Annotated in this window: 21 protein-coding genes; 9 read left to right on the top strand and 12 right to left on the bottom strand. The window is 45.9% G+C overall.

What is annotated here, in order from left to right:
* Positions 1-293: 293 nt before the first annotated feature.
* The 3 genes from ASD24_RS00195 to ASD24_RS00185 all read left to right on the top strand — a co-directional run bounded on the left by ASD24_RS00195 (position 294) and on the right by ASD24_RS00185 (position 2,539).
* Positions 294-1,259 (top strand): multicopper oxidase domain-containing protein, encoded by a 966-nt coding sequence (locus ASD24_RS00195; RefSeq protein ID WP_056692411.1) that lies wholly within the window; start codon positions 294-296, stop codon positions 1,257-1,259.
* Between the two features lie 48 nt (positions 1,260-1,307).
* Positions 1,308-1,994 (top strand): Crp/Fnr family transcriptional regulator, encoded by a 687-nt coding sequence (locus ASD24_RS00190; protein WP_056689724.1) that lies wholly within the window; start codon positions 1,308-1,310, stop codon positions 1,992-1,994.
* 116 nt (positions 1,995-2,110) lie between these two features.
* Positions 2,111-2,539 carry a YlbF family regulator gene (locus ASD24_RS00185; RefSeq protein ID WP_056689722.1) on the top strand — a complete coding sequence of 143 codons (429 nt, stop codon included), beginning with the start codon at positions 2,111-2,113 and terminating at the stop codon, positions 2,537-2,539.
* Positions 2,540-2,670: 131 nt separating this feature from the next.
* On the opposite strand, the gene ASD24_RS00180 is transcribed toward ASD24_RS00185, so the two are convergent.
* Positions 2,671-3,396, bottom strand: coding sequence for a ZIP family metal transporter (locus tag ASD24_RS00180; RefSeq protein ID WP_056689719.1), 726 nt, complete (start codon positions 3,394-3,396; stop codon positions 2,671-2,673).
* 173 nt (positions 3,397-3,569) lie between these two features.
* Complete coding sequence (locus tag ASD24_RS00175) at positions 3,570-4,319, bottom strand: YwiC-like family protein (protein WP_268795301.1); 750 nt, start codon at positions 4,317-4,319, stop codon at positions 3,570-3,572.
* Positions 4,320-4,373: 54 nt separating this feature from the next.
* Between ASD24_RS00175 and ASD24_RS00170 the strand changes: the two genes are divergently transcribed.
* A complete protein-coding gene (locus ASD24_RS00170) occupies positions 4,374-5,075 on the top strand; it encodes a Crp/Fnr family transcriptional regulator (protein WP_056689716.1) in 702 nt (233 codons plus the stop codon).
* Between the two features lie 244 nt (positions 5,076-5,319).
* Here the strand turns inward: ASD24_RS00170 and ASD24_RS00165 are convergent, their stop codons facing one another.
* The 6 genes from ASD24_RS00165 to moaA all read right to left on the bottom strand — a co-directional run bounded on the left by ASD24_RS00165 (position 5,320) and on the right by moaA (position 14,496).
* Entirely contained in the window at positions 5,320-6,831 is a 1,512-nt protein-coding gene (locus ASD24_RS00165) for a nitrate/nitrite transporter (protein ID WP_056689713.1), read from the bottom strand.
* On the bottom strand, positions 6,832-7,539 hold the full coding sequence (narI, locus tag ASD24_RS00160; protein WP_056692405.1) for a respiratory nitrate reductase subunit gamma: 708 nt from the start codon (positions 7,537-7,539) through the stop codon (positions 6,832-6,834).
* A 14-nt stretch (positions 7,540-7,553) separates the two neighbouring features.
* Entirely contained in the window at positions 7,554-8,210 is a 657-nt protein-coding gene (narJ, locus tag ASD24_RS00155) for a nitrate reductase molybdenum cofactor assembly chaperone (RefSeq protein WP_056689710.1), read from the bottom strand.
* Between the two features lie 17 nt (positions 8,211-8,227).
* Positions 8,228-9,700: a nitrate reductase subunit beta gene (gene narH / locus ASD24_RS00150; RefSeq protein WP_056689708.1), complete on the bottom strand. Its 1,473-nt coding sequence runs from the start codon at positions 9,698-9,700 to the stop codon at positions 8,228-8,230.
* A complete protein-coding gene (locus ASD24_RS00145; protein ID WP_056689705.1) occupies positions 9,690-13,406 on the bottom strand; it encodes a nitrate reductase subunit alpha in 3,717 nt (1,238 codons plus the stop codon). The genes narH and ASD24_RS00145 overlap by 11 nt, the downstream gene beginning before the upstream one ends.
* 88 nt (positions 13,407-13,494) lie before the next feature.
* A complete protein-coding gene (moaA, locus tag ASD24_RS00140) occupies positions 13,495-14,496 on the bottom strand; it encodes a GTP 3',8-cyclase MoaA (RefSeq protein WP_056689702.1) in 1,002 nt (333 codons plus the stop codon).
* A 316-nt stretch (positions 14,497-14,812) separates the two neighbouring features.
* Here moaA and ASD24_RS00135 point away from each other — a divergent pair, with 316 nt between their 5' ends.
* The 5 genes from ASD24_RS00135 to ASD24_RS00115 are packed head-to-tail and all read left to right on the top strand — an operon-like array spanning position 14,813 to position 17,601.
* Complete coding sequence (locus ASD24_RS00135; RefSeq protein ID WP_056689699.1) at positions 14,813-15,046, top strand: DUF2249 domain-containing protein; 234 nt, start codon at positions 14,813-14,815, stop codon at positions 15,044-15,046.
* Between the two features lie 17 nt (positions 15,047-15,063).
* On the top strand, positions 15,064-15,438 hold the full coding sequence (locus ASD24_RS00130) for a hypothetical protein (RefSeq protein ID WP_200956114.1): 375 nt from the start codon (positions 15,064-15,066) through the stop codon (positions 15,436-15,438).
* Positions 15,425-16,030 (top strand): DUF2249 domain-containing protein, encoded by a 606-nt coding sequence (locus tag ASD24_RS00125; protein ID WP_056689696.1) that lies wholly within the window; start codon positions 15,425-15,427, stop codon positions 16,028-16,030. Before ASD24_RS00130 ends, ASD24_RS00125 begins: the two co-directional genes overlap by 14 nt.
* 13 nt (positions 16,031-16,043) lie before the next feature.
* The gene (locus ASD24_RS00120) at positions 16,044-17,276 is read left to right on the top strand and encodes a hypothetical protein (protein ID WP_056689693.1); all 1,233 of its coding nucleotides are present in this window, start codon (positions 16,044-16,046) and stop codon (positions 17,274-17,276) included.
* A 25-nt stretch (positions 17,277-17,301) separates the two neighbouring features.
* Positions 17,302-17,601 carry a metal-sulfur cluster assembly factor gene (locus tag ASD24_RS00115; protein ID WP_056689690.1) on the top strand — a complete coding sequence of 100 codons (300 nt, stop codon included), beginning with the start codon at positions 17,302-17,304 and terminating at the stop codon, positions 17,599-17,601.
* 162 nt (positions 17,602-17,763) lie between these two features.
* Here ASD24_RS00115 and ASD24_RS00110 read toward each other — a convergent pair whose 3' ends face one another.
* From ASD24_RS00110 to ASD24_RS00095, 4 genes are all read right to left on the bottom strand, one after another.
* Positions 17,764-18,105: a cupin domain-containing protein gene (locus ASD24_RS00110; protein WP_056689687.1), complete on the bottom strand. Its 342-nt coding sequence runs from the start codon at positions 18,103-18,105 to the stop codon at positions 17,764-17,766.
* A 153-nt stretch (positions 18,106-18,258) separates the two neighbouring features.
* The gene (locus ASD24_RS00105; protein WP_235540238.1) at positions 18,259-19,278 is read right to left on the bottom strand and encodes a sugar kinase; all 1,020 of its coding nucleotides are present in this window, start codon (positions 19,276-19,278) and stop codon (positions 18,259-18,261) included.
* Entirely contained in the window at positions 19,275-20,315 is a 1,041-nt protein-coding gene (locus ASD24_RS00100) for an SPFH domain-containing protein (RefSeq protein ID WP_056689684.1), read from the bottom strand. Before ASD24_RS00100 ends, ASD24_RS00105 begins: the two co-directional genes overlap by 4 nt.
* A gap of 199 nt (positions 20,316-20,514) precedes the next feature.
* Positions 20,515-24,909 (bottom strand): glycosyl hydrolase 53 family protein, encoded by a 4,395-nt coding sequence (locus ASD24_RS00095; RefSeq protein ID WP_156395275.1) that lies wholly within the window; start codon positions 24,907-24,909, stop codon positions 20,515-20,517.
* Positions 24,910-25,068: the final 159 nt, after the last annotated feature.

Here is a 25,068-nt window from a genome sequence, read left to right as displayed (position 1 = left end):
GTGTGTTTCGTATCACACCCGTCCTGATCACATTTATGTACTCTATATATAAAAGAAAAATAATACTTCAAATTTTGTGAATTAAATCACTAGGACGCGTCTGAACAATCCGAAGGACGCAGATTTCGCCGAATTTTTGTTCCAAGCAAGGAAGGTTTCTGCAGGCGTGCCGAGGCACGTTAAGGGAAACTGACGCGGCAGGGGGCGAAAAGGTGGTGAAAGATGCACTTCAGAGCGTTTTGAGACACGTCCTAAGATAAGGTCGTGTTCCCATGTTCTCTTTATTCCATGTAATGAAATTGTCTTTGGTATTTGTCATATTCACAGCTACCCTCGCCCACTGTAGTTCAGACTCCGTCAAGCCTGATCATCACGCTGTAGAAACGACAACTCGAATCAGTCAAGAACCTGTAGATCCAATAATTAGACGCGAAGGGACGAACGTATACATTGAGATGACTGCTCAAGTCACCGATATCGAAATTTCCAAAGGCGTTATGTACAATGCTTGGACATTCAACGGAACCGTACCTGGCCCTGTCCTCCGAGTAACCGAAGGAGATACACTGATTTTCACATTGAAAAATAAAGATGCCAGCATGCCACATTCCATGGATTTTCATGCTGTGCATGCTGCTCCGAGCAGTAAATTTATTGATGTAATGCCCGGTGAGGCAGGAACATTCACATATCCTACATCCTCCCCTGGTGTATTCATGTATCACTGCGGAACGCAACCGGTTCTCGCTCATATTGCGAACGGCATGTATGGCATGATTATTGTTGAACCGAAGGCGGGATATCCTTCTGATCATCTCGTAGATCGGGAATATACCCTGGTTCAGAGCGAGTGGTACAAAGAACACGACTATGATGCTTTTATGAATGCAGAACCTAATTATGTTGTATTTAATGGCAATGACTATGGGCTAAAAGAACAGCCTTTACTAGCTCAAGTTGGTGATACGGTTCGAATCTATGTAAGTAATGTTGGGCCAAACGAAGTCTCATCCTTCCATATTGTCGGTACCATGATGGATCGTGTCTACACAGACGGCAATCCACGCAATATTCAATATGGCATACAGACCGTTATGCTACCCGCCAGCGGAGGTGCTGTCGTCGAATTTACCGTAACTGAAGAAGGCGATTATCCTATTGTAACGCACCAATTCAACCATGTTGCCAAAGGGGCATCTGGGGTTCTCCGTGTGACGAAGGACGGTACAGACCATGGTGGACCAGCGATGACACATTGAAGCAAGACATTTCGAACCCATTCTAAACCAATCGAGGTGTTTCACAAAATGATATGTGCACACGAAGATCAGGATGCCTGTTTCTCCAAAGTATCCCTGTTCCAACATCTTGACCCGACGGATTCCGAATTGCTGCTCTCTCTACTTCACTCTCGGCAATATAACAAAGGGGATTATATCGTCCAGGAAGGTGAGCGTTCAGATACGCTATATGTGGTTCATCAGGGGTGTGTGAAACTATCTAAATATACGGAGAATGGCAAAGAGCATATTGTTCGTTTCCTTTTTCCCGGAGATTTCTTCGGACAAGATTCCCTTCTTCACCAGAAACCACATCCTGCAAATGCGGAGGTTCTAGAGCCCTCTTCCATCTGCTCGATGAACAAACATGACTTTGATCAATTGCTCGAACATGATCCAAAGCTTGCTTATCATTTTCTACTTGCCGTCTCTGAGCTGCTGCGTGATACAGATGAATGGAACATTTCTCTTAGCGCGCTGACAACTGAACAGAAGATCGCCAAGCTGCTGTTGTATTTTCATAGTCGGAATCATGCACAACATGAGATTCGTTTGCCTGTCTTCAAAAAAGATATGGCTCTGCTACTCGGGATTACCCCTGAGACGCTTAGTCGGAAGCTTACCGTTATGCAGACACAAGGGCTCTTGCAGGTTACAGGAAACTGCATTCTCATCCTTCAATTAGAACAGCTCAAGGAGAAGTTACTACACTGAATAATAGAAGATTTGCGATTCAAACAAGTAATCTATTTCACATGGAATGTGAGTAACGTCACAGTATGCAGTTGCATTCCATTATACAGTTAAGAAAAGATCAGGAGGTTGACCACATGAGTACAAATACTGTTGTAAAATTAGATAAACAGCTTATCATGCACAAAATGCAAGAGCTATGCTCACTTCTATTGCAGGACGAGGGCTACAAAGAAATGCGTGACATGATTGATGAGTTTGCCGCTGATGAACAAGCGACAACCCAATATGAACGTTTTATGGAGAAACATCAAGCATTGGAAGAGAAAGAACGGCAAAATATCGAATTGTTGGATTCCGAGATTAAGGTGTATGAAGAGGAAGAGCGTGCGCTGTACGATAACCCTCTCATTCGTCGATTTATCTATGCGCAACGTGAGTTCAGTCAATTGCATCAGCAGATCAGCAACTATTTTACAAAGTCTGTTGAATTGAACCGCTTGCCTGAATCGAAAGAACTCGGCAAAGAAGCTTGTGGCTGCGGCGGAAGCTGCTCTGGTCACTAATTTCCCGTTAGATTCGATCTGAATTAACCTGCAAAAAGAGTATCCAAAACTCAGAATGATTCTGAGAGGATACTCTTTTTTTTACTTGATTTAACGTATTAGAGTTTGACGGAAACTGAGCATTTACAGAGTTATATACCCAACAGCAAGGACACAAGCAATCCCATCGATGCGATCAACCCTACAATAGGGCCTCCTTCTTCAAAAGCCTCAGGCATCATCGTTGAGCAGAGCATGGCTATAATGCCTCCTCCAGCAAAAGCACCGATCGCTGCCCCCATCTCCTTCGGAAGCTGTTCCAGAAACAGATACCCGCCCATAGCGGCAAGTGCAGAGATTAGCAATACACCAAGCCACATCAATAGAATTTTCCCTTTGCTATACTCGCTGTTCTTCAGCCCCGCCGTACTGGATAATCCTTCAGGAATATTGCTGACAAAAATAGATACCACCAGCACCACACTGACACCGTTACCTGCCAGCAAACTGGCACCCAGCATGATCGATTCGGGAATCGCATCCATCACCGTACCAGCAAAAATCCCGAGTCCGCTTTGCTGACTTGAACCTTTCTTGCTGGAACGTTTCCGATCTGACCCACCCTTGGCCGAGATAAGCAAATCAAACAGTGTATATACCACGGCTCCTGCGGTAAAACCGAGCGCCGTTGGCAGTATACCTCCATCGTTCAATGCGTCTCCAAGAAGCTCAAACGTAGCAGCACCAATAAGCGTGCCCGTCCCGAAGGCCATAATCCAGCCGATGACCCTTTTCGGGATTTTCATAAATAATGCTGCAAGTGCACCAATCACAACCGCTGAGGCGGAGATGCCGCCCCACATCAATGCAGTCCACATCCGAGCTCGCCCCTCTCTTGTTCCAGATTGTTTTATCTCCCATTAACCCTGGCTGCCAGATCAAAAACAAACTACGGAACGTGTGGACTTCATTTTTAAATAACAATCCAATGACGGTGTGACCTATATCACCTGATGTGCACTTAAATCACGTTATGATAAAATGATGTGATTCACAGCAGGATGAACCAGAGCAGGAACTGTACCGCTCCAATAATTTCGATGATCCCCACCTTCATGGGACGCATTGTTTTACCTGCATATCGAAATGCTCGCACAGCGGAATAGACATAGGCCAGCCCCATCCATGGATACCCAACTGCAGCCGGAATGAACAGCAGTACAACATGGACAAGACGTGACAGCCTGATCCAGCGCGGATTGCTGCGTTCCCGAAAGACGGATTTCACAAAGAACGTACTTCCTGTAAAATGTAAAAAGGAAAACAACACAACGATGGCCATGCCGTAGTCCCATTCACCGCTGCCAATCAGATAAGCTGCCGCTCCGCCTAGAGAGAAGACCAGCATTGCACAAAGATCATTGGTCAATGACCTTTCGGCCTTATGTCTCACATGCCAGATGTTAACCAAGAGCAGTCCCACCAACATGGGGCCAAACCATAACAGCGATGATTGACCAATGACGGCTGGAATGAGACAGACTAAGGCTATCGTGGCGTATATGGCTGCCCATTTATATAAGCGCTGCCGATTCGCGTTTCTTTTGAGCGATTGCAGCAAAGGATAAGCGGTCAGATACAAGCCAAGCCAGGCAAAGAACAGCGGCAGATGTAGCCACTGGGGACTGCTTGCTGCCACACCAACGAGAAAAGGTACGCTGACCATCGCCCACCCACCATGTTCATGGGGAATTACGATTGGTTTAGCGTTTCTACTTCCATTGCTTTTCAATTCAATCACAACCTCCTATCAGGTTTATCAATACAAAAAGCTTCACAGAAAGGATGAACTTGTATGACCAGGATAAATAAAGAGAACGCAGCAGAATTTCTGCAGCAATTCCCTATTTTTCAGGATCTGAGCCCCGAAGAGTTAAAACAGGTTGAAGAAATTGCTATATCCCGAAGCATCAACAAAAAGACAGTGATCTTTAGTGAAGGCAGTGAAAAAGAAGCCGTGTTCTTCATTCGTACCGGTATTGTCAAAGCTTACAAAACGGATGAGAACGGACATGAACAGATCGTATCCTTTCTAAAAACAGGGGATATGTTTCCTCATACCGGATTCTTCAACGCGCATCCTTATCCCGCTACTGCAGTTGCGATCACGCCGTCAAGCCTGCTGGCGATACCCGTTAGACACTTTGAACGGCTCATGCTAAGCACACCTTCGATCGCCATCAAAATCATGCGTGTACTCGGCGATAAAATACGAGAATTACAAGATAAATTACAAGTGCTTTCCGGTCAGGATGTGCGTAATCGTGTGCTCTCCTTCCTTCTCATGCTTGCGGAGCAGCATGGTCAGCAGCAAGCGGATAAGATTGTCATCAATCTGCCCATGACACACCAGGAGTTTGCTAATTCGATCGGAACAACAAGGGAGACAGCCAATCGACTGCTGAACCAGCTCGCAAAAGATGAGTTACTTGAGGTTGATCGCAGCCGCATCATCATTCACAATCTGCAAGCCTTAAAAGAACAGCGAGACGCTTAAGCATAACGGCAAGATGGCTTCCTGCATCTTGCTTCTTTTTGCTGTTTCTTACTTCTTCTTTCTGTTATGCACAATCACAGCTCAGCGTTTAGCCACATTCATCAGGAAAGTTAATCGTATTCTCTGTGTATTAAAGCTGTCTCTTGTGCAAAAAGAGACCTTAACTACTGTAAATCAAGTTAAGGTCTCTTGCTGTATGTTGGATCACTTTTTTCAATAACTCTGTCTCTTTTACATGAATTGCTTAGGCAATCGTTAGATCAGGTTTACTCATATCACTGAACATACCCGCGTAATATTTGACTTCTCCAGCTTCATTACGAATCGCTGTAATACTGAGCCATTCCTTATAGACCTCACCGTTTTTCTTCCGATTCCAGATCTCACCCTGCCAATATCCTTTTTCACGCAGTTCCTGCCACAACTGATCATAGAACCTCTTATCCTGCTTGCCAGACTTCAACATGCTTGGCTTCTGTCCTACTGCTTCTTCAGCTGTGTAGCCTGTAACCGCCGTAAAGGCTGGGTTCACAGAACGAATAACACTGTTCGTATCCGTCACCAGAATCGCTTCAATGGTATTCTCCAAAATGCTAGCAGACAGTTGAAGCTTCTCTTGATAGAACATCCAGATAACCAGCACGAGACTTACCAGAGCAATCTGGGACAGCGCCATAAATCCAATCGCGTAATGACCCGTCATACTGTACAGCAACGTCAGCATCAATGGAGGGAAGAAACCGCCCAAACCACCCATTGCTGAGATCATCCCGTTAGCGATACCTGCTTGTTTGACGAAATACATCGGCACTAATTTGAAAATTGTACCGTTACCTGTTCCCGCGCAGAGCGCGACAGTCAGACAGCCAATCGTATAGATATAGAAGGATGGCGCGAACGATAATACAATCGCGGCAACGGTCAATCCGCCGAAAACAAACATCAATATTTTGAATGGGTTAAACTTGTCACCTAGCCATCCGCCAACCGGACGCATAATCGTTGCCACCAAGATGAACCCAGCTGTGCGAAGTCCCGCATCAACCTTATCCATCTGGAAGTTGGTAACGAGGAAGTTAGGCAGATATACTGTAAATGCAACAAATGAACCAAACGTTAGAAAATAGAACAAACATAGCAGCCACAGTTTATTGTTTCGCGATACCGCCTTTAGCTGCTGCATCAGGGGAACATTAACACGTGTTTCCTTTTTGTCCCCAAGAACAAAATTCAGTGCCGCCATCCCGAGTAACAAAATACTGTATAACAATACCGTCGTAGACCATCCCACACGATCTGCGATTAACGGTGCCCCGAATGCAGACAACGCCGTTCCGAGGTTACCAATACCGTAGATCCCATTAACAAAACCATGACGTTCTTTCGGATAATACTTTGGTAGCGAGGTTACTCCGACAGAGAACACGGCCCCACCAATCCCGAGGAAGAAGCCACCAATAACCAGATCACTGAATGATGTTGCACGACTAACCCACCATACCGGAGCAAGTAATAACACAAAGCTGATCATGAAAATGTTACGTGCCCCGTACCGGTTCGTCCAATAACCAATTGGAATACGAGCAATCGATCCGATCAAGACAGGAATAGCTGTCGCCCAAGCAAGCTGGGAAGAAGTAAGCGCGATATCCTCTTTGATAAACGGCATGAGGGATGACAAGATTACCCATACCATAAAGCCCAGAACAAGACTTGTCGTTTGCAAGGGCAGTTGAATTTTTCCTTTTTGCTGCATTTACATCGCCCTTTCCTTTTGTTGTTCCTGATTCGGATACACGGCTCCGTCTCTTCTGCGATACAGCACATAGCTACGTCTCAGATATCCGAGTGGCATGCTCAGCATGTGCACCAGACGTGTGAATGGAAATACACTGTACAGTACAAATGTGAGCAAGATATGAACCTTAAAGTTCATTGGCACCGTCTGCATCAGAGTTGGATCAGGCTGAAATACGAGCAGACCACGAATCCATGGATTAATTGTTGTACGATAATCAAATCCACTATGATTAACCGCATTAGCCGATGTTGCCAGAATCCCAGTTACAATGACAATGATTAACATAGCCAGTGCCACCCAATCCCCGACGCTGCTTGTTGCCCGCACTCTGCGAGCCGTGTATCGGCGTACCAACAGAATAACCAAACCGGTAAATGCGATAATACCAGCCGGTAATCCGCCGAACACAGCGCCCATATGGTACGCTTCGTCACTTAGACCGATCCAATGATAAAATTCAATCGGTACAAGCAGTCCCGCAATATGTCCACAGATGACGGCAAAAATGCCGATGTGGAAGAGTAAACTTCCCCATCGTAGCATACGTTTCTCCAGCATCTCACTAGATTTGGATGTCCAGCTAAACGGATTGGTTACATATCTCCAGATGGTCGCCGTGATACAAAACACAATGACCATGTACGGGAGAGCACCCCATAACATTAATTCCAGTGTACTCACCGATTGCCCCTCCTCATCAGCTCAACGATCTCGTTCAGACCGCCCAGCGGTTGTTTCTGTTCTTCTTTGCTTGGTTCAGGTACGTCCGAAACAGACGGCTCGGGCATCACCTGTAACATGAGCGTAAGGAGCGGTCCGTAAGGACTGTTTTGTCCTGCGATACTTTCGGTCATCGTGACCAGCGCTTTATGGCAGGTATCCAGAACTCCGATTGCATCTTTCTCTGGAGCCTCGGCAATGAATTCAAGCACCATTGGCAAATAATCCGGCAGCTCGCTGGCTTCCATATAGAAACCAGCCGCTTCATATCTACGCTTCAAATCAATCAGTGCCGGTCCGCGATCTCGCTCATCACCATGCAAAGCATAGGTGAGATAAAGATTTGATTTTTTATCAAAATCAAACGCACGTACATAAGAATCCTGCCACCTAATGGCATCTACAGCCTGTGCATCTCTCGTGAAGGTTAACACGATCCGCTTCACTTCTTCCTCAGAGATCGAAAGAACGGCTTCTTGCACCCCAGGTAGTCCCTCTCTCCACTCGGTATCAGGGTATTGCAGCAGATAGGAGATCAGTTTACAGACCATTCTTCTCATTTCCGGTTCATAAACCTGTTTCACGATCGTTTCTGTATTTGTATCCATTGTCATCGTTGTTGTCTCCTCTCCTATGAGAATACGCCGCAAGAACCTGGGCCGCCTGCAAAGTCAAGGCCACAGCTTCCTTGTTCACTGAATAGATCTGCCACTTCCTCACGGTGAGCTGGTGGGATCACAAAGCGGTCATCGTATTTGGCAATAGCGAGTAAACGATACATATCTTCAACTTCCTGCGCACTCATGCCAACCAGATCCAGCAATTCGGACTCACTCGCTTTACCGGTTTGCTGGTTACGCATGTGAATCCGCATCACAGCCATTTTGCGCAATACTTCACGAATACGTCCTGTATCTCCAGCAGTAAGCAGGTTCGCCAAGTATTCAACCGGAATACGCATGTTATCGATAGCTGGGAAGATATCATTAGCATCAAGCGAACTTCCTTGGCCTTCTACCCGGTTAGTGATCGGACTCAGCGGCGGAATGTACCATACCATCGGCATCGTGCGGTATTCAGGGTGAAGTGGAAGTGCGATTTTCCAGTCAATAACCATTTTATAGATTGGAGACTGCTGCGCCGCAATAATCCAGTCCTCCGGTATGCCTGCTGCACGTGCTTCACGAATCACTTCAGGATCATTCGGATCTAGGAAAACATCCATTTGTGATTCATACAAATCCTTTTCATTCTCTACCGAAGCCGCTGCTTCAATACGGTCTGCATCATAGAGCATCAGGCCGATATAACGGATACGTCCAACGCAAGTTTCAGAGCAGATCGTTGGTAGACCCGCTTCAATACGTGGGAAGCACAGTGTACATTTCTCAGCTTTGTTCGTCTGCCAGTTGAAATATACTTTTTTGTACGGGCAGCTCGACACACAGAATCTCCATGCTCGGCAAGCATTCTGGTCTACAAGTACAATGCCGTCCTCTTCCCGTTTGTACATGGCTCCTGATGGACAGGAAGACACACAGGACGGGTTCAGACAGTGTTCACAGATCCGCGGCAGGTACATCATAAATACCTGTTCAAAATCCATTTTGATGGATTCCTCGACACCCTTCATGTTCGGGTCTTCCATCCCTGTTATATGGGCACCGGCGAGATCATCTTCCCAGTTCGGACCCCATTCGAGATTCATATACTCTCCGGTAATTTGGGATTTTGGTCTTGCAACGGGTTGGTGTTTCTTCTCCGGACTATTGGTCAATTTTTCGTAATCATAGGTCCAAGGCTCATAGTAGTCGTCAATCGTTGGCTGATCCGGGTTATGAAAAATGTTAAGCAAACGTCTTGCACGTGTACCAGATTTCAGCTCCAGCTTGCCATTTTTCATCTCCCAGCCGCCGCGGTAACGCTCCTGATCCTCCCACTGTTTTGGATAACCGACACCTGGTTTTGTTTCGACATTGTTAAAATACATGTACTCTGCACCTGGACGATTCGTCCAGGTGTTTTTGCATGTTACGCTACATGTATGGCAGCCGATACATTTGTCCAGATTCATGACCATACTGACTTGTGCTTTAATCTTCAAGCCAATCCACCTCCTGCAGTTTTCTAATGATGACATTCAGGTCACGCTGGTTGCCTGTCGGGCCATAATAGTTAAAACCATAACTTAACTGAGCATATCCACCGATCATATGTGTTGGCTTCACGTGAATACGAGTCGGACTGTTATGTGTACCGCCGCGTGTCTGTGAAATTTTCGTCCCCGGAACGTTAATGTGGCGATCCTGGGCGTGATACATAAAGGCTACTCCGCGAGGAATACGATGTGTAACTACGGCTCTTGCCACAACGACCCCGTTACGGTTGAAACATTCGATCCAGTCGTTATCCACTAGACCCGCTTCCTCAGCATCCTCATGGTTCATCCAGATCGTTGGACCACCTCGGAACAAGGTCAACATCGGCTGTGCATCATAGTACATACTGTGGATGGACCACTTGTTATGCGGAGTCATGTAGTTCAGCACGATTTCCTTGCCGCCCTCAATCGGACGCTTACTGTTTGGATGGAACGGTGTATGTTTCAGCACGGGTTTGAAGGTAGCCAGTGTTTCACCGAACTCACGCAGCATCTCATGGTCGATGTAGAACTGCTGTCTGCCCGTTAATGTACGCCATGGAATCAATCGTTCTACGTTGGTCGTGAACGGTGAATACCGGCGTCCGCCTTTTTCCGATCCGCTGAATGCAGGCGAGGTGATGACCGTTTTCGGTTTGGAAGTAATCTCGTCAAAGGTAAAGCATTCCTCAGACCGTTCTTCAGCCAGATCTTTCAGATGCAACGCGGTTTTTTTCTCCAGTGATTCCCACGCTCGCACAGCCATTTTACCGTTCGTGGTTGTGGACAATGTCAGGATCGCCTCTGCAACATTTCGATCTGAGCTAAGATCTGGACATCCTTGTCCAACACCATCTTTACGGTTGACACCCAGGATACCTTTGAGTTTCTCGTACTCTTCACTCGCAGACCATGAGATCCCTTTCGTTCCAATCGGTTTATCCTTCACATTAGGCCCGAGACTGATCATTTTGTTATAGACGGCAGCATAGTCACGTTCAACCACTTGAATGTGCGGCATCGTTTTACCTGGAATGGCTTCACATTCACCTGCGCTCCAGTCTTTAATCTCACCATAAGGCTGAGCCAGCTCATCCGGTGAATCATGCAGTAGTGGTGTAGCCAGAATCTCCTTCTGCGGACCATCGAACTGCTGTTCTGCCATTTCGGAGAACACACGTGCAATCTCCTTGAACGTATCCCAGTCAGAACGGGATTCCCACTGCGTAGCTACCGCCGGGTTGAACGGATGCACAAACGGGTGCATATCCGTAGAGCTCAAATCGCTTTTTTCATACCATGTTGCTGCTGGCAGTACGATATCTGAATACATTGCCGTACCTGCCATGCGGAAATCCATATTGACCATAAGATCAAGCTTGCCTTCAGGAGCCTCATCTACCCACTCCACATGCTCTGGACGAAGTCCATGATCATCATCATTAAGCAATCCGTTTGTAGCACCAAGCAAATGCTTGAGGAAGTACTCATGTCCTTTGCCTGAGCTTGAGATCAGGTTTGCTCTCCAGACAAACAGCACACGTGGGAAGTTCGCTGGATCATCCGGCTGCTCAATCGAGAATTTAAGATTTTTATTTTGTAATTCCGTTGCCACATATGCGCCGATCTCTTCCTTCGTTGTTGCCCCAGCATCTAGTGCATCCTGATGCAAATCAATCGAGTTACGGTTAAATTGTGGATAAGATGGAAGCCAGCCCATGCGTGCAGCCATGACATTATAGTCGGCAACGTGCTGGAATCGCGGATCACCTTCAAGTGCAGAGGTTAGCTCTCCGACTTGAGTTTCCTCGTATCTCCATTGATCTGTTGCAAAGTAGAAGAACGATGTTCCGTTCTGCAGACGTGCAGGTCCAGCCCAGTCACGAGCAAAGGCAATCGTCTGCCAGCCTTCCGCAGGACGCAGCTTCTCTTGACCTACATAGTGAGCCCAGCCACCCCCGTTAACCCCCTGACAGCCTGTCATCAGAAGCAGGTTGATAATGGCACGATAAATGACATCGGAGTTGTACCAGTGGTTGATCCCGGCACCCATAATAATCATGGAGCGGCCTTGCGTATCAACTGCATTTTGTGCAAACTCACGTGCGATTTGAACGACGGTATTCCGGTCAACTCGGGTAATTTTCTCTTGCCAAGCTGGTGTAAATGGTTTGTCCTCTTCAGCTTCCAGAACGACTCCTGTTACGATTTCAGTAGAGTCTGCTGAACGTGTCATTTCACGATCAACACCATACTTCGCCAGCACGAGATCGTATACCGACGTAACGGTAATCCAGCGATCTTCAACCCAGATGCGGCGCACTGGGATTTGACGCTCCATTACATGACTTCCTTCATCATCGAAGTAAGGCAGATGCACGGTTACAAGATCATGATGCACTCCGAGCATGGATAGTCTTGGATCGATCGGCTCGCCGGTATCCACCTGTTCCATTTTGAGATTCCACGTGCCTTCTTCACCCCAACGGAAGCCCATGCTACCTTTTGGAATAGCATAAGTGCCGGAGTTTTCATCGTATACAAGGGTTTTCCATGCCATATTGTTGCCTTGGATGCCCAGGTCTTCACCAAGCAAGAATCGGCCTGCAATGTTTACGCCATCCTTCTCTTCGACAATCAACAAATTCGGGAAGTCCGTATATTGCTTCGCATAGGACATGAAGTAATCTGTAGGATGATCCAGATAAAATTCTTTCAGAATGATGTGCCCCATAGCCATTGCAAGAGCGCCATCTGTTCCTTGTTTCACGGACATCCATGTATCTGCAAACTTCACATATTCCGCATAATCCGGACTGATGGATACTACTTTTGTTCCCTTGTAACGTGCTTCTGCGAGGAAGTGAGCATCCGGTGTACGTGTCATTGGCAGGTTAGAACCCCAAACTAAAATATATCCAGAGTTATACCAATCACTGCTCTCCGGAACGTCCGTCTGATCTCCCCAGATTTGCGGGGATGCCGGCGGCAGATCCGCGTACCAGTCATAGAAACTAAGCAATGGTGAACCTACCAAAGATAGGAAACGTGATCCGGCAGCATAACTGACCATGGACATCGCTGGAATTGGGGAGAAACCAATGATACGGTCAGGGCCGTAATCTTTGATCGTATGAATCATGGAAGCAGCAATAATCTGTGTCACTTCGCCCCATGAAGCACGAACCAGTCCGCCTTTACCGCGTACCGACTTGTATCTTTTCACTTTGACTGGATCATTCGAAATACTTGACCATGCCTGTATGGGATCACCATAAGTCTTTAGAGCGTCACGCCACATTTCCAGAAGCGCACCACGCACGTATGGGTGCTTCACCCGTAATGGGCTGTATAGATACCAAGAGAAGCTTGCTCCACGCGGACATCCACGCGGTTCAAAATCAGGCATATCCGGCCCGGTAGATGGATAATCTGTCGCCTGCGTTTCCCATGTCACAATGCCATCTTTCACATAGATCTGCCAACTACATGAACCCGTGCAGTTAACGCCGTGTGTGGAACGTACCACTTTATCATGCTGCCAGCGGCGGCGATACACGTCTTCCCAGTCCCGGTTTACCGGGGACATCTCACTCCAGCCTTCCGCGTTTTTTTCACGTTTGGCAAAATACTTCAGTTTGCCCATCCAGGGCATGCTTTTGCTGCTCATTGTTGTCCTCCCACAAATGTGACCTGTTGATGCGATTTCGCACCTGAATTTGAGTCCGTAACCTAAACTGAATTCGAAGCTTCTCTTGTTATCCTCCGATCTGCGACATATGCCGCAGCGTAGGTGTTCCGTCAATCTGCTGCCCTTTTAAGGCTTTTACCATGTCATGAGTTTCAGGTTTAGAGCCGAGGGCCTTGTAGAACAGATCCTGTACCGCCTTGTCGTCGCCAACGAGCGGGCGAACATTGTACTCATCCGACCAATACAGACAAGGTTTAATGTTGCCGTCGGCTGTTAACCTGAGCCTGTTGCAGCTTCCACAGAAATGACTGCTGACCGGATGAATCAGACCAAACGTTCCAGCTGCTCCAGCGATTCGGTAACTATCTGCCGGACCATTGCCGTACACATCACCACAGCTTTCGTAGTTCCACTTGTCTCCACAAGTCTTCAGCACATGTTCAAGCGGCATATAACTTGACTTCCAGCTGCTCCCACTATCACCAATGGGCATGTACTCAATAAATCGAATATCAATCGGAGCCTCCAGTGTCATGCGCAGAAAATCCTCAACCTCATCGTCATTTACACCTTTCATCAGTACAACATTTAGCTTGATCGGCTGAAATCCAGCCCTTTGACTGGCTATGATACCATCCAGCACGCGATCTACCTTGCCGCCTCGTGTAATACGCGCGAATCGCTCCGGCTTGAGCGAATCCAAGCTAATGTTGACCCGAGTTAATCCCGCTGACTTGAGTCGATCTGCATAAGCTGCCAGATAGATGCCATTGGTTGTCAATGCGATATCTTCAATCCCTGGAATAGCGGATAACATCGCAATCAGTTGATCCAGCCCCTTACGAACCAGAGGTTCTCCCCCAGTCAAACGCAATTTCCGAATACCCAGTGGAGCAAGCGCCTTGACGATCGACGTGATTTCTTCATAAGACAGGATTCGTTCCGTCGGTTCAAACTGCATCCCTTCTTCTGGCATGCAATACACACAGCGCAGATTACAACGATCTGTAACCGAAATCCGCAAGTAGTCATGAACTCTGCCAAACGGATCCATTAATTTTGATTCCATACACGTACCTCCCTTCTCTAGGGTGCTGTCTTTATTAAGCTGAAGGAGGGAACTTGCTTCCTCTCATCAATTGTCATCTTGGTGCTAAATATAAGGATGTCTCGCTCGCCTAACTGTGCAAAATATCACAAGAAGTGAAACATAACGCACACTTGCACATTTATAAAATCGCCGCAACCCCTTTCCAAACAGGATTCTCTTTTAAATAAGGCAAGATTATGACAATAGGAAATGTGAGCCTGCTCACACAGCCCCTTCTTTTCGTTTTCTATAATCAAATTGCAGCACCACACTAACCCACTTGGAGGAATGAACCATGAACACATATGCAGCTACTATTAATGCTACTGAGTACCCACCTCATCTGAAACATAAAATCATTTTCGAAACTTTCGATCAATTGCAACCGGAAGAGGCGATGCTACTCATTAACGATCACGATCCGAAACCTTTGCGCTTCCAGTTCCAATCTACACACCCTGAAGGCTTTGATTGGGAGTACATTGAACAAGGACCTACCACGTTCCAGGTCAAGATCAGCAAACGATAGATTGGAGATGAGCAGCCATGCCGCAAGTTGATATCATAAATGACACTACACTTCGCATCACGCTTCGGCTGGAAGATGCGACGACCATGATTCAGATGGCGCAACAGAATCAAGCGGAATATGCACAAGAAATCATTACGATTTATGAAAAAATGCCAGTCTTTGAATATACACACTTTTGTTTTTACGCTTATGACAGTGCAAGACTTTTTGAGCGATTGTTAGATATGGATCCTAAGGCATATCTGTCCTTCTCTCTGGATGCGCCGGAGTCATTCTTTTATGCGCTGTACGGCGGAATGGCTGCTCTCTATGAGTCATCACAACACTTGCTCGAACAGGCCAATGTAGCGGGTACAGGATCGGATGTGAACGCACATGTCTCGAGCTGATGTCAATATTGTTGAATTGGATGTCCGGCCTCATTTAAGTAAAAAGCTGGAGCCCTTCCAACTCATTATGGATACGGTAAAAGGTCTTCAACCTGAGGATGTGTTTGTACTTCATGCCCCATTTAAGCCAACGCCGCTACTTGGCATTCTCAAATTGAAAGGGTACTCCAACTCCTCTGAACGAAAGAGCTCGGATCACTGGGTCACTACTTTCATTCACAAGAAAAATAAAAAAGGCGCAAAAGCATTATCCGCGCAGCAGCTTGAGTCTGATAAGCCAACTTTTGATATCTCGCTAGAATCAGACGAGGAAGCATGTCAAGGACGTCCTGAAGGGGCAACTGGCCTAATGGAAAGCGACAAACAGGCTAAAGCTGCAACAATAACGCTTGATAATCGCGGATTAGAACCGCCACAACCGATGATGCGTACGCTTGCTGCACTAGAGCGCTGCAAACCTGGAGATGTTGTTTTCATTCATAATGATCGCGTTCCCGTGTTCTTAATTGAAGAGTTAAACAATCTGGGTTGTCTATATGCGGTTGAGGATCAAGCGGATGGCACAGCAAAAGTGAGAATTGAAAAAGGGTAAGGAGGCGAGAGCCATGTCCAGGTTGCCGTTTCTTTTTATCATCACGGGCATCTTCGGATTTGTTATGTATCACGCCTTCTCCCTGCTATCGTTAACAGGCTGGCTTGGTGATGAATTAAGAGGACCTGAAGGCTGGTTTCACGCTCACCTCTTTGTTCTGGGGTGGGCAACCATGCTAGCCATGGGCGCGATATATCAGTTGATTCACGTTATTCTGCAATCTAATATCTACAGTTTACTTCTCGGCTACTGTCACTACTTCTTCTTCACCATCGGACTTACAGGCATGTTATACGGCTTCATCCGTGGTGATGTTCATTGGATTGCTGGCTCAGCAACGCTAGCATTGATCGGTATTTTATTGTTCGGATGGAATATGGCGGTAACGCTCTTCCGTGCTTCTCAGTGGAACCCGGTAACGGTTAGTGCCGCCTGTTCTTGTCTGTATCTCGTTCTGACTGGGCTTTCCGGTATGCTGATGGGATTGAATTTTGCTTTTGGACAATGGAATGGTCTACATGAGCGCTTATTCGGAGCACATATTTGGATGGGAACCCTTGGTTGGTTCGGGATGTTAATCACTGGGTTCAGCTACAAGATGTTACCCATGTTCTACCTGTCTCATGATTACTCCATCCGGTTGCAAAAGATCGTCTTGGTATTATGGAACGCAGCGGTAATCACAGGTGTAATTGCATTTCTAACAGGTATCAAAGACGGCTTACTCTGGTTTGCAATATTGCTTCTAAGTGCAGCAATGATCTGTTATGTGTATCACTTGGAACAGATTCAGGAGAAGCGGCATAAAAAAAATCCAGGGCCAGGTATTCGCTGGTCGGTATATGTAAGTCGTGCTTTTGCCGTATATGTTATAGCATTGCTAATCTATTCCGCACAAGGAACGGATCTGTTGCTTCATCCACGAGTAGTGCTTCTCTCTGGATGGGTATATCTCGGAGGCTGGGTTTCACTCACGATATTAGGTTATGCTTCCAAAATCGTACCGTTTCTATGGTGGACACATAAGTATGGGAAACAAGCTGGCAGACCAGGAGTGCCCCTTATGGCTGGCATGCTGAGTGAACGCTACGTACAATGGGGACTCATCGCCATGGTGGGTGGCAGTCTATTGCTGGTGAGTGGAATTTTAATAAATTTGGCAGAAGTAATGATGGTCGGAGGAACCATACTATCCCTGATTTCCATTGCTTATATCGTAAATATAGCCTTAGTGTTTAAACGTTAATTTGGAGGATTGGAGAGCGATAACCATGGAACAAACAACAGACTTGTTAGAATGTCTGAAGGAAGTATATGACCCTGAGTTAGGCGTGAACATTGTTGATCTTGGCCTTGTATATGAAGTACGTGAAGAACCTGAGCGTGTGCACGTACTAATGACTCTGACCACCCCTGGTTGCCCACTACATGATACGATTGTTGGCGCCGTGAAGTGGGTGTTACAAGAAAATACAGGCAAGACTGATATCGATGTACAAATTGTATGGGAGCCTCAATGGTCACCTCAGCTGATGTCTAAAGAAGCCAAAGAGATGTTAGGATATTTCTGACATCGACTGATGTATTCATATCACAAAGAAACGTACTTAAGCTCTGTTCCTACCAGAGATATAAGTACGCTTTTTGTTGTTTAACCGTTATCAAGTTCATGATTACATGCTACGATCTACAGGTGTAATTACACATTATTATAAAGTGTGAATTTGTTCTTTCTATATATTTTGCGCGTAGGATTCGTTAGGCACCTTATTTAGCGTCACAAATAAACGAGTTTCAGTGTTACCTGTATTATGGAAGGCGAATTCCGTCTCTCCTCCGCAGCAGATCACGTCCTCTTGCTTGACCTCCTGTTCAGCCCCATCTAGAATAATCGTTCCTGTGCCTTCAACCACTAGCAAGATAACATCTGTGCCTGGGTGTTTGTGTACCGGAAGCTGCTGACCTGGTAAAAAATGAAGTACAAATGTGACACCGCCATCGTGTCGGAATAACACCCGTTTAGTAAAGCGTTCTGCACTAAATTCTTTTACGGATTGCAATGATGTGATACTCATATTCATTCATCCTCCTCTGTAATCTGTGATTACACCCATCATAACGTGTCACAGCCTGAAAATCCTTGATCTAAATCAAGAAATCCCAGGCTATGTGAATGAATATCCCGATATTTAAGTCTGATCTTAGTGTAGGCATATAGAACTGAGACATTATACGACTAACTGCCCTCGTTTATCCGCAAGATTAATGGTCGCCTCCACACCTGAATTAAATTCAAGAAAATCCTGTTCAATGCCATCGCTGAAAATAACTCCATCTTCTGGCATCTGAGATACCATCCGTAAGGGTTGGTTCGCATGGATCTGTCCAAACACAACATTGGCAGCTGTTGTACGGCTAGGGAATGGCTCGCGCACGGTGAAGTAGAGGTAGGCTGCGTCCCAACCAAAATGCTTCATCCCTTTTTGCCCCCTATCCGTAGTCGTTAATTCATCGTTTGTGTTCATATGCTGCCAGACCTCCGAGTTTAGAATGCCAGTCGCACCTGCCAGCACACTTTTGAACCAGCCCGTAGAGCCCATCCCTGTGGATACGATCACACCACTAGAGGATTGCCGTTCTACGGCTGAACCAAATTGCACTTCATAACGAGCGGAAACATGTGTCTTCCGACCAATAAACAGATCGTTGACCCCATAGAGATACTGACCATCATTCAGTTCAACTTTGGCAATTGTGACTTCTTTCAGTGAACGCCGTCTACGCATCACATCAGGAATAATAAAGCGCAAATCCTCTACCGTAAAAGGAAGCAGCACCCCATCCCAACGCATTGGATCAGGATTAACCCCAATAAGCGGCTGCTCTGATAGATATTTGAGTGTATTCGCAACAAGACCGTCCTGACCTACAACGACGATAATATCCTGTTTACCAAATATAAAATTAGGCACATGCTCCCGATCTATCGTTTGAACTCTTCCGAGCGAACCAAGGATCTGTTGCGCTTGCTTCACGGACTCCCGATAACAAGCATCCTCTGTAATATAATCATTAAAGTCCGCCCCAAGACGTTCAATATAAAACTGTGCTTGCTGTACCGTATTATAACGAACGATCAACTCCTCCAGCCGTGTTCGTCGTTTAATCAAAATAAGTTTATGTTCCGTTAGTCGATGCTCTTCCGTCGCTGGCATGGATGCTGGCTTTTCGGTTGCCAATCGTCTCATCGTCCTCTACCCCCTTGCTCTCTATTCGAGTTAGACATCAAACCTTGCAGCAGATCAGGTGAGATATTCAGTTGTCCGATCTTACCTGCATTCTCCGCCAATTCTTGGAATGCAATTGCAATAAGTTTATCTGAATTCATCCCCATATTCGCCATGGCCTGCAGAACGGTCGGTTCTACATCCTGCAACGACTTCATCACAGCTGCCATTTCGTAAGCTTTGGCATCTGCTTCTGCATTCCGATTGGCAATCGTCAGCTCAATCAGCTGTTGTTTTCGTTCTTCCATCGCGGTATTGAATTGGAGTTGTTCCTGTTCCATCTCATTTTGCTTCTGTTTGATAGAACGCTCTGCCTGCAATTGCGTTTCTCGAATTTGCCGCTTTTTGGATTCAACTGCGATTTCCGTATTCAGTTCGTTTTCCTTCACCTTGCGCTCCTGCTCGATGGACGCATTACGACGCACATATAATGCTTCATCAGCCTGACGCAAAATTTCTTCCCGAGCCTGCGCTTCCAGCGCACGCATCGTCTCTTTGTTAGGCAAAATCGCCAAAATTGATAAACTCATTAGCTCTACGCCCAGTTTCTCCAGTTCTTGGCTCTGTGCAACCTCACGTTTCATACTCGTTACAAGCCGTTCACTGGATTGTATTGCTTCCTTCAATGGCATTTGTTCTAGATGCTTCTTGGTCAAGACTTTGGCAATCGTGATCACACGTTGATCAAGCTTACTGGGGTCATCGGAGATGTACTGATTTTTACGTAAGTTATACGTATAATTTAAGCTTTGTGTAATTTTCATGTAGTCCACAATACGGTAGCTAAGTTGCCCCTGAACCGTTACGGTCTGATAATCTGCAGTTATTTCTTCGAACATAAAAGGTACTTCTACAGAGGATACAGGTAAAACAACAACCGAAGTGGTCGGTTCATAATATGTGAAGGATAAACCTACGCCTTGACGCTGTACCTGACCGTTCTTCACTTTCATCACATATTCACTTGGCTGAAATTTTACAAATCGAAATCCGAACATGGTTCATTCCCCATTTCCAATATAGTCATAATGATATTATCGAAATGATAACAAACAAATTCGTTAATGTCAATATGACAATAATGAATTTTAATTTCTTTTTTGAGGTAAGAAAATACATCATAATAGAGATAGAGATACATTTTCTGGACAAAAAAAGATCGAGTCTTATGACCCGATCTCTCCTGCTTACATGTTATTATTCTGCATACAGCTGTTCCATCAGTCTCGCGACTGCAACAGCACCTTGTGCACGATTAGCTGTTTGTTTAGGCGCAAACGTACCATCTGACATGCCATTTAATAGTCCAAGTTGCTGCATCGACGCCACAGCTTCTCTCGCATACCCAGCAATGACTGTATGATCTTCAAATGTGTTCTCTTCTTGCGCCACAGGAGCTACTATATCCATTTCTTGCTTCAAAGATTGCAATGCGCGACTCAGCATAACCGCCATATCTTCTCTGGAAATAGGCTCATTTGCACCAAAGGTTCCATCTGCTCGGCCTTGGATAATATTCATCTGCAAACCGATTCGCACCGCATCAGCATACCATTGACCTTCCTTCACATCTGACGGAGTCTGCACACTTGCTTCTGGCAGGCTTGAAGTTCCGATTCCTTTGATGATCATTTGCAAAAATTGTGCACGCGTCAGATTACCATCTGGAACGAAGTTTGTGGCATTCATGCCTTTGATAATCCCTTTACCATAGAGATTCTGCACCTCTGGTTTCGCCCAATTATGATTTTGCAAATCGTTTAACGGAACTCGAACTTCAGTAATGACAAAGCTTCCGGATTGTGTAGGCTTGAACGCGATGGTTTCGTTCTTGTCAATCGTTACAGAGTACGTTACCGGCTTCATCTCACCATTCGCCGTTATCGATTGTACAATTCGAACAGTATCGCTTCCCTGAAGCTCGCCTTCATTGGGCATAACAACTTCAATCGATCTATCTGTCCAGACCATTGGCTTCCCATTCATCAATACATTGACGTTAAGGATGGATCGGTTACCGATGGTTGCTTTTTGTGATTCCGTTAAAGCTAGGCTGGATCCTTCAGATACCTCAACATCAAATGTTCCGGCAGTTTGTTCATCTTGTAGCGGAATAGATTTCAGTGGAATGCGAATTGAAGTCTGCCCTACAATTAGATCTAATGACTTAACCGCCTGTGAACGCACCCATTCTGCAAGTTGATTCGTGTTTAATTGGAACGATACGGCTTTGGAGTTGTCAGTTAGATTAGCAATGAGCTTTAATTGCTGCTCTCCTGCTCCCATCGATTGAACCGCTTCGTTTAATTGCTGTGCAGTCGGACGAATCGAATAGTTCCCATTACTTGTTAAGATACCCTCTACAGTAATCGCACCTTTCTCGGGTCGACTATTCGTGTCAGCCGGTGTTACAGCATTGGAATTTCCCGTTGATGGAACCGATCCTGAACTGGATGATTGTGACGGTTGTGATGGTTCACTTGGCTGTGATGGTTGAGTCGGCTGCGAAGGCTGCCCAGAGCCAGGAGTAGAGTCTTGCCGTTCGAGTTTATGCATCGCAGCCTTTAACTCTTCATTAGCAGCGCTAACATCTTGCACAGACGCTTCTTCATCTTGGATAATAGACTTCGCGTGTACAAGCGCCTTACTGAACTCATTCCAGCTTGCTAGTGTATAATCATTTTGTTGCAGTTTGGCTGCTGAATTCACGGTTGTTTCGAGAGCCGATTTATCTGCTGGGAACGTACCATATGCTTCAAAATCCATAAACCCAACCCATTCTGGTCCCGCTGTTATCGTAACCTTAATATAACGTGCTTGTGTCTGATCAGGGAGAACGTGTCTTGGCCCTGTTGAAACAATAACATCACTTGTTGTGTCCACGACTTTTACGTATTTACTACCATCTTTAGAGACCTCAATCTTGTACTTAATGCCACCACTCCACATCGACATTTCAATCGTGCGGACAGACGCAACCTCACCCAGGTCTACTTCCCACCAGACACCTGAGTCTATGCTATCATTTGTTCCCCATGATGTCGTTGTATTGCCATCAATCGCTCCTTCTGGTGAATTCGCTTGTCCTCCACCTGTTCCAGCACTTGATGAAGCTGTAGCTGTCTTATGGGTTGCTAGAGCTTGCAGGCGAACAAGACCTTGATTGGCCTGTTGCAATGTTTCCAAAGCTTGATTAACCTCAGATTGCACTGCACTTTGCTTATCTCTCACAACGATTGCAGCCTGCAACGCATCCATTAACGTCTTCCAGCTTCGATGGGTATACGATGATACATTCTGCTGCTGCATCTCACCAATCAGCAACGTTAATTTAGTTTTGTCTACATCAGATAGTCCGCTAATGGCTTCATGTAAACGTTTCTCCGCCGCATCTACGTCAGTCTGGGTCGCTCTAGGATCTGATAGAACCTGACTCGCATGTGCAAGCGCCTTAGTAAAAATCCCCCATGTGACCGCTGACCAATCCGATTCCTTGTATGTCCGGGCTTCTGTTACCTTAGCTTCGAGCAACGCTCGATTCGCAGGGATTACTTCCATTGAATCCATGACTTGCTTAAGGGACTCGGTTGCAGCATTCGTTTCTCCTTGCGTTACGCCTGCTGATGTATATGCCATACGGTATACAGACTTAGCAGCTTCAATCGCTGGTGCGAGTAATTGCCAGCTCTCTTCTTCGAAATCTGCGGCTACCAAACCTTGTGCGCGTGTAATTGCAGCCGATAAATGCTGACGATCTGCAGGAACATTCTGCATTCCGCGTTTATACACATCAAGGGATGGCAATGCACGTCCTTCTAAGGAATATCCTCCGTTCCCGGGGAATTCATCGTAGTCAAACATCGCTTGATTTTCCCAAGCATCCCCTTCGGAAGCAATCCAGCCCACTCCAGCAGGAATCCAGGCAGGCTCCCAATAGAAGAATCCCGCTCCACGACCTTCCGGCACTTCCGCAATCAAATCCATAATGCCAGCAATGGCGTCATATTGACCTTGCACTGTTGCTGGGAATGTCGCGCCTCCGATATTTAACTTGTCCGGGCCGCCAATAATATTGCCATGAGCATCACCATTTTTAAAGGAAAATGGATATGATGTTTCAGCAATAACGACGTCTTTTTTGTATTTCTGGGATACTCGGTTCATCGTTTCCTGTACATCTGCGAACGTACCGTGCCAGAACGGATAATAGGAGAGACCGATAACATCATAATCCAGTTTCCCTTTCTCCAATTCACCAAAGTAGGTATCGAACATATCCGCTTGTCCACCTTCAGCGAGATGGATCATAATCTGAACGTGCTGATCTCCTTCGAGGTCACGTACAGCATCAACACCACGCTGTAGCAGAGCCACATTTTCCGTCTGATTCACTGTACTTACGTATCCATTAAGCACACCGCTGTTAATCTCGTTACCAATCTGCACCATGTCTGGCATGGCACCTTCTTCTTTCATGTCACCAACAACCTCATACGTATAATCGTATACAGCCTGCTTCAACTGATCGAAGGTCAGATCTTCCCATGCTTTGGGACGTAGCTGTTGACCCGGATGCGCCCACTCATCCGAATAATGGAAATCGAGCAGGATTTTCATGCCCTTTTCTTTCACTCGCTTGGCTAAACGGATGACATCTTCTTTATCGTTATAGCCTCCTGATTTCTGTGGATCATTCCACAAACGAATACGGACATAATTCACACCACGGTCTTTAAGAATATCTAGCAAGTCCCTTTCGGTACCGTTACTGTCGAGGAATTTACCCTTCTTGTCTTCAATGGCCGTTAACGTGGAGATATCGACACCTCTGATAAAATCATCCTGATATCCCTGTACCGTTACCGAAGCGGTAGGTTGAATTGTTGCACCTTCCACATGACCGTTTACACTGAATGTGTTAGCCAACTGATATTGTTCAGGGTCAATATGATCCCAGACTACAGCTACATTCCCTGATTGATCCGCACCATATTGTGCCCGAATCTCTGTAGGTAAGACAGGCGCACCACCGATGATTGTCGTGATATTCACGGCATCATAAGCTGTAATATTTTCTGGCTCACGTCCTTCTTGTTGTCCAAAAACGCGAATCTCGGACAGCGTTGGCCATGCCCCCTGTTGATCATAAAATGGAATAGTCACTTTTACATATCGAACTAGATCGGTTTGAAAGTCAAAATTGAGCTGCTGTTCTGTTGTTTCTTCTCTATGAGTGGCTACTTGCTCCCAATTCTCTCCATCCAATGATACCTCAACATCAAGATGAATCTTCTTTTGTTCTTTCAATACAATCTCTGCCCCGTTTAAGTGAAACTCTCCGTCCAGATCAATTTCGATCCATTGAGGAGCCTCTTCCGTCGCTGTCTCATTTGCGGTCCAATGTGTATCCACCTTGCCATCTACCAAATGGCCTTTATTACTCCCATGTTCAAGATATTCCGATAATACAGTTACCTCTTTATTCAATGCTACATTAACCCTCGTTGCCGCGTCTGCCGGCTGAACCAACAAGCCTAGCTCGCAAAATAACATTAGCAATACAAGGCAGCTACTTATGTACCTCTTGTTCACTCTTGATCTCCCCCTTTTTATCGTTATAAATCGATCAATGAATGCGTTTAACCTTTTCCATTGTAAGCGCTTCAGGAGATTAGACGACACGGTATAAACCAAAGGAAACAGCAGTTATTTTAACAAATTATGTGTCGCAGCTGGTTCCGCACATCCTGG

It is taken from the genome of Paenibacillus sp. Root52 (assembly GCF_001426865.1).
Classification (GTDB): Bacteria; Bacillota; Bacilli; order Paenibacillales; family Paenibacillaceae; genus Paenibacillus.
Note: the sequence above shows the minus strand (reverse complement) of the source record. Positions and strands in the feature narration are given on the sequence as shown.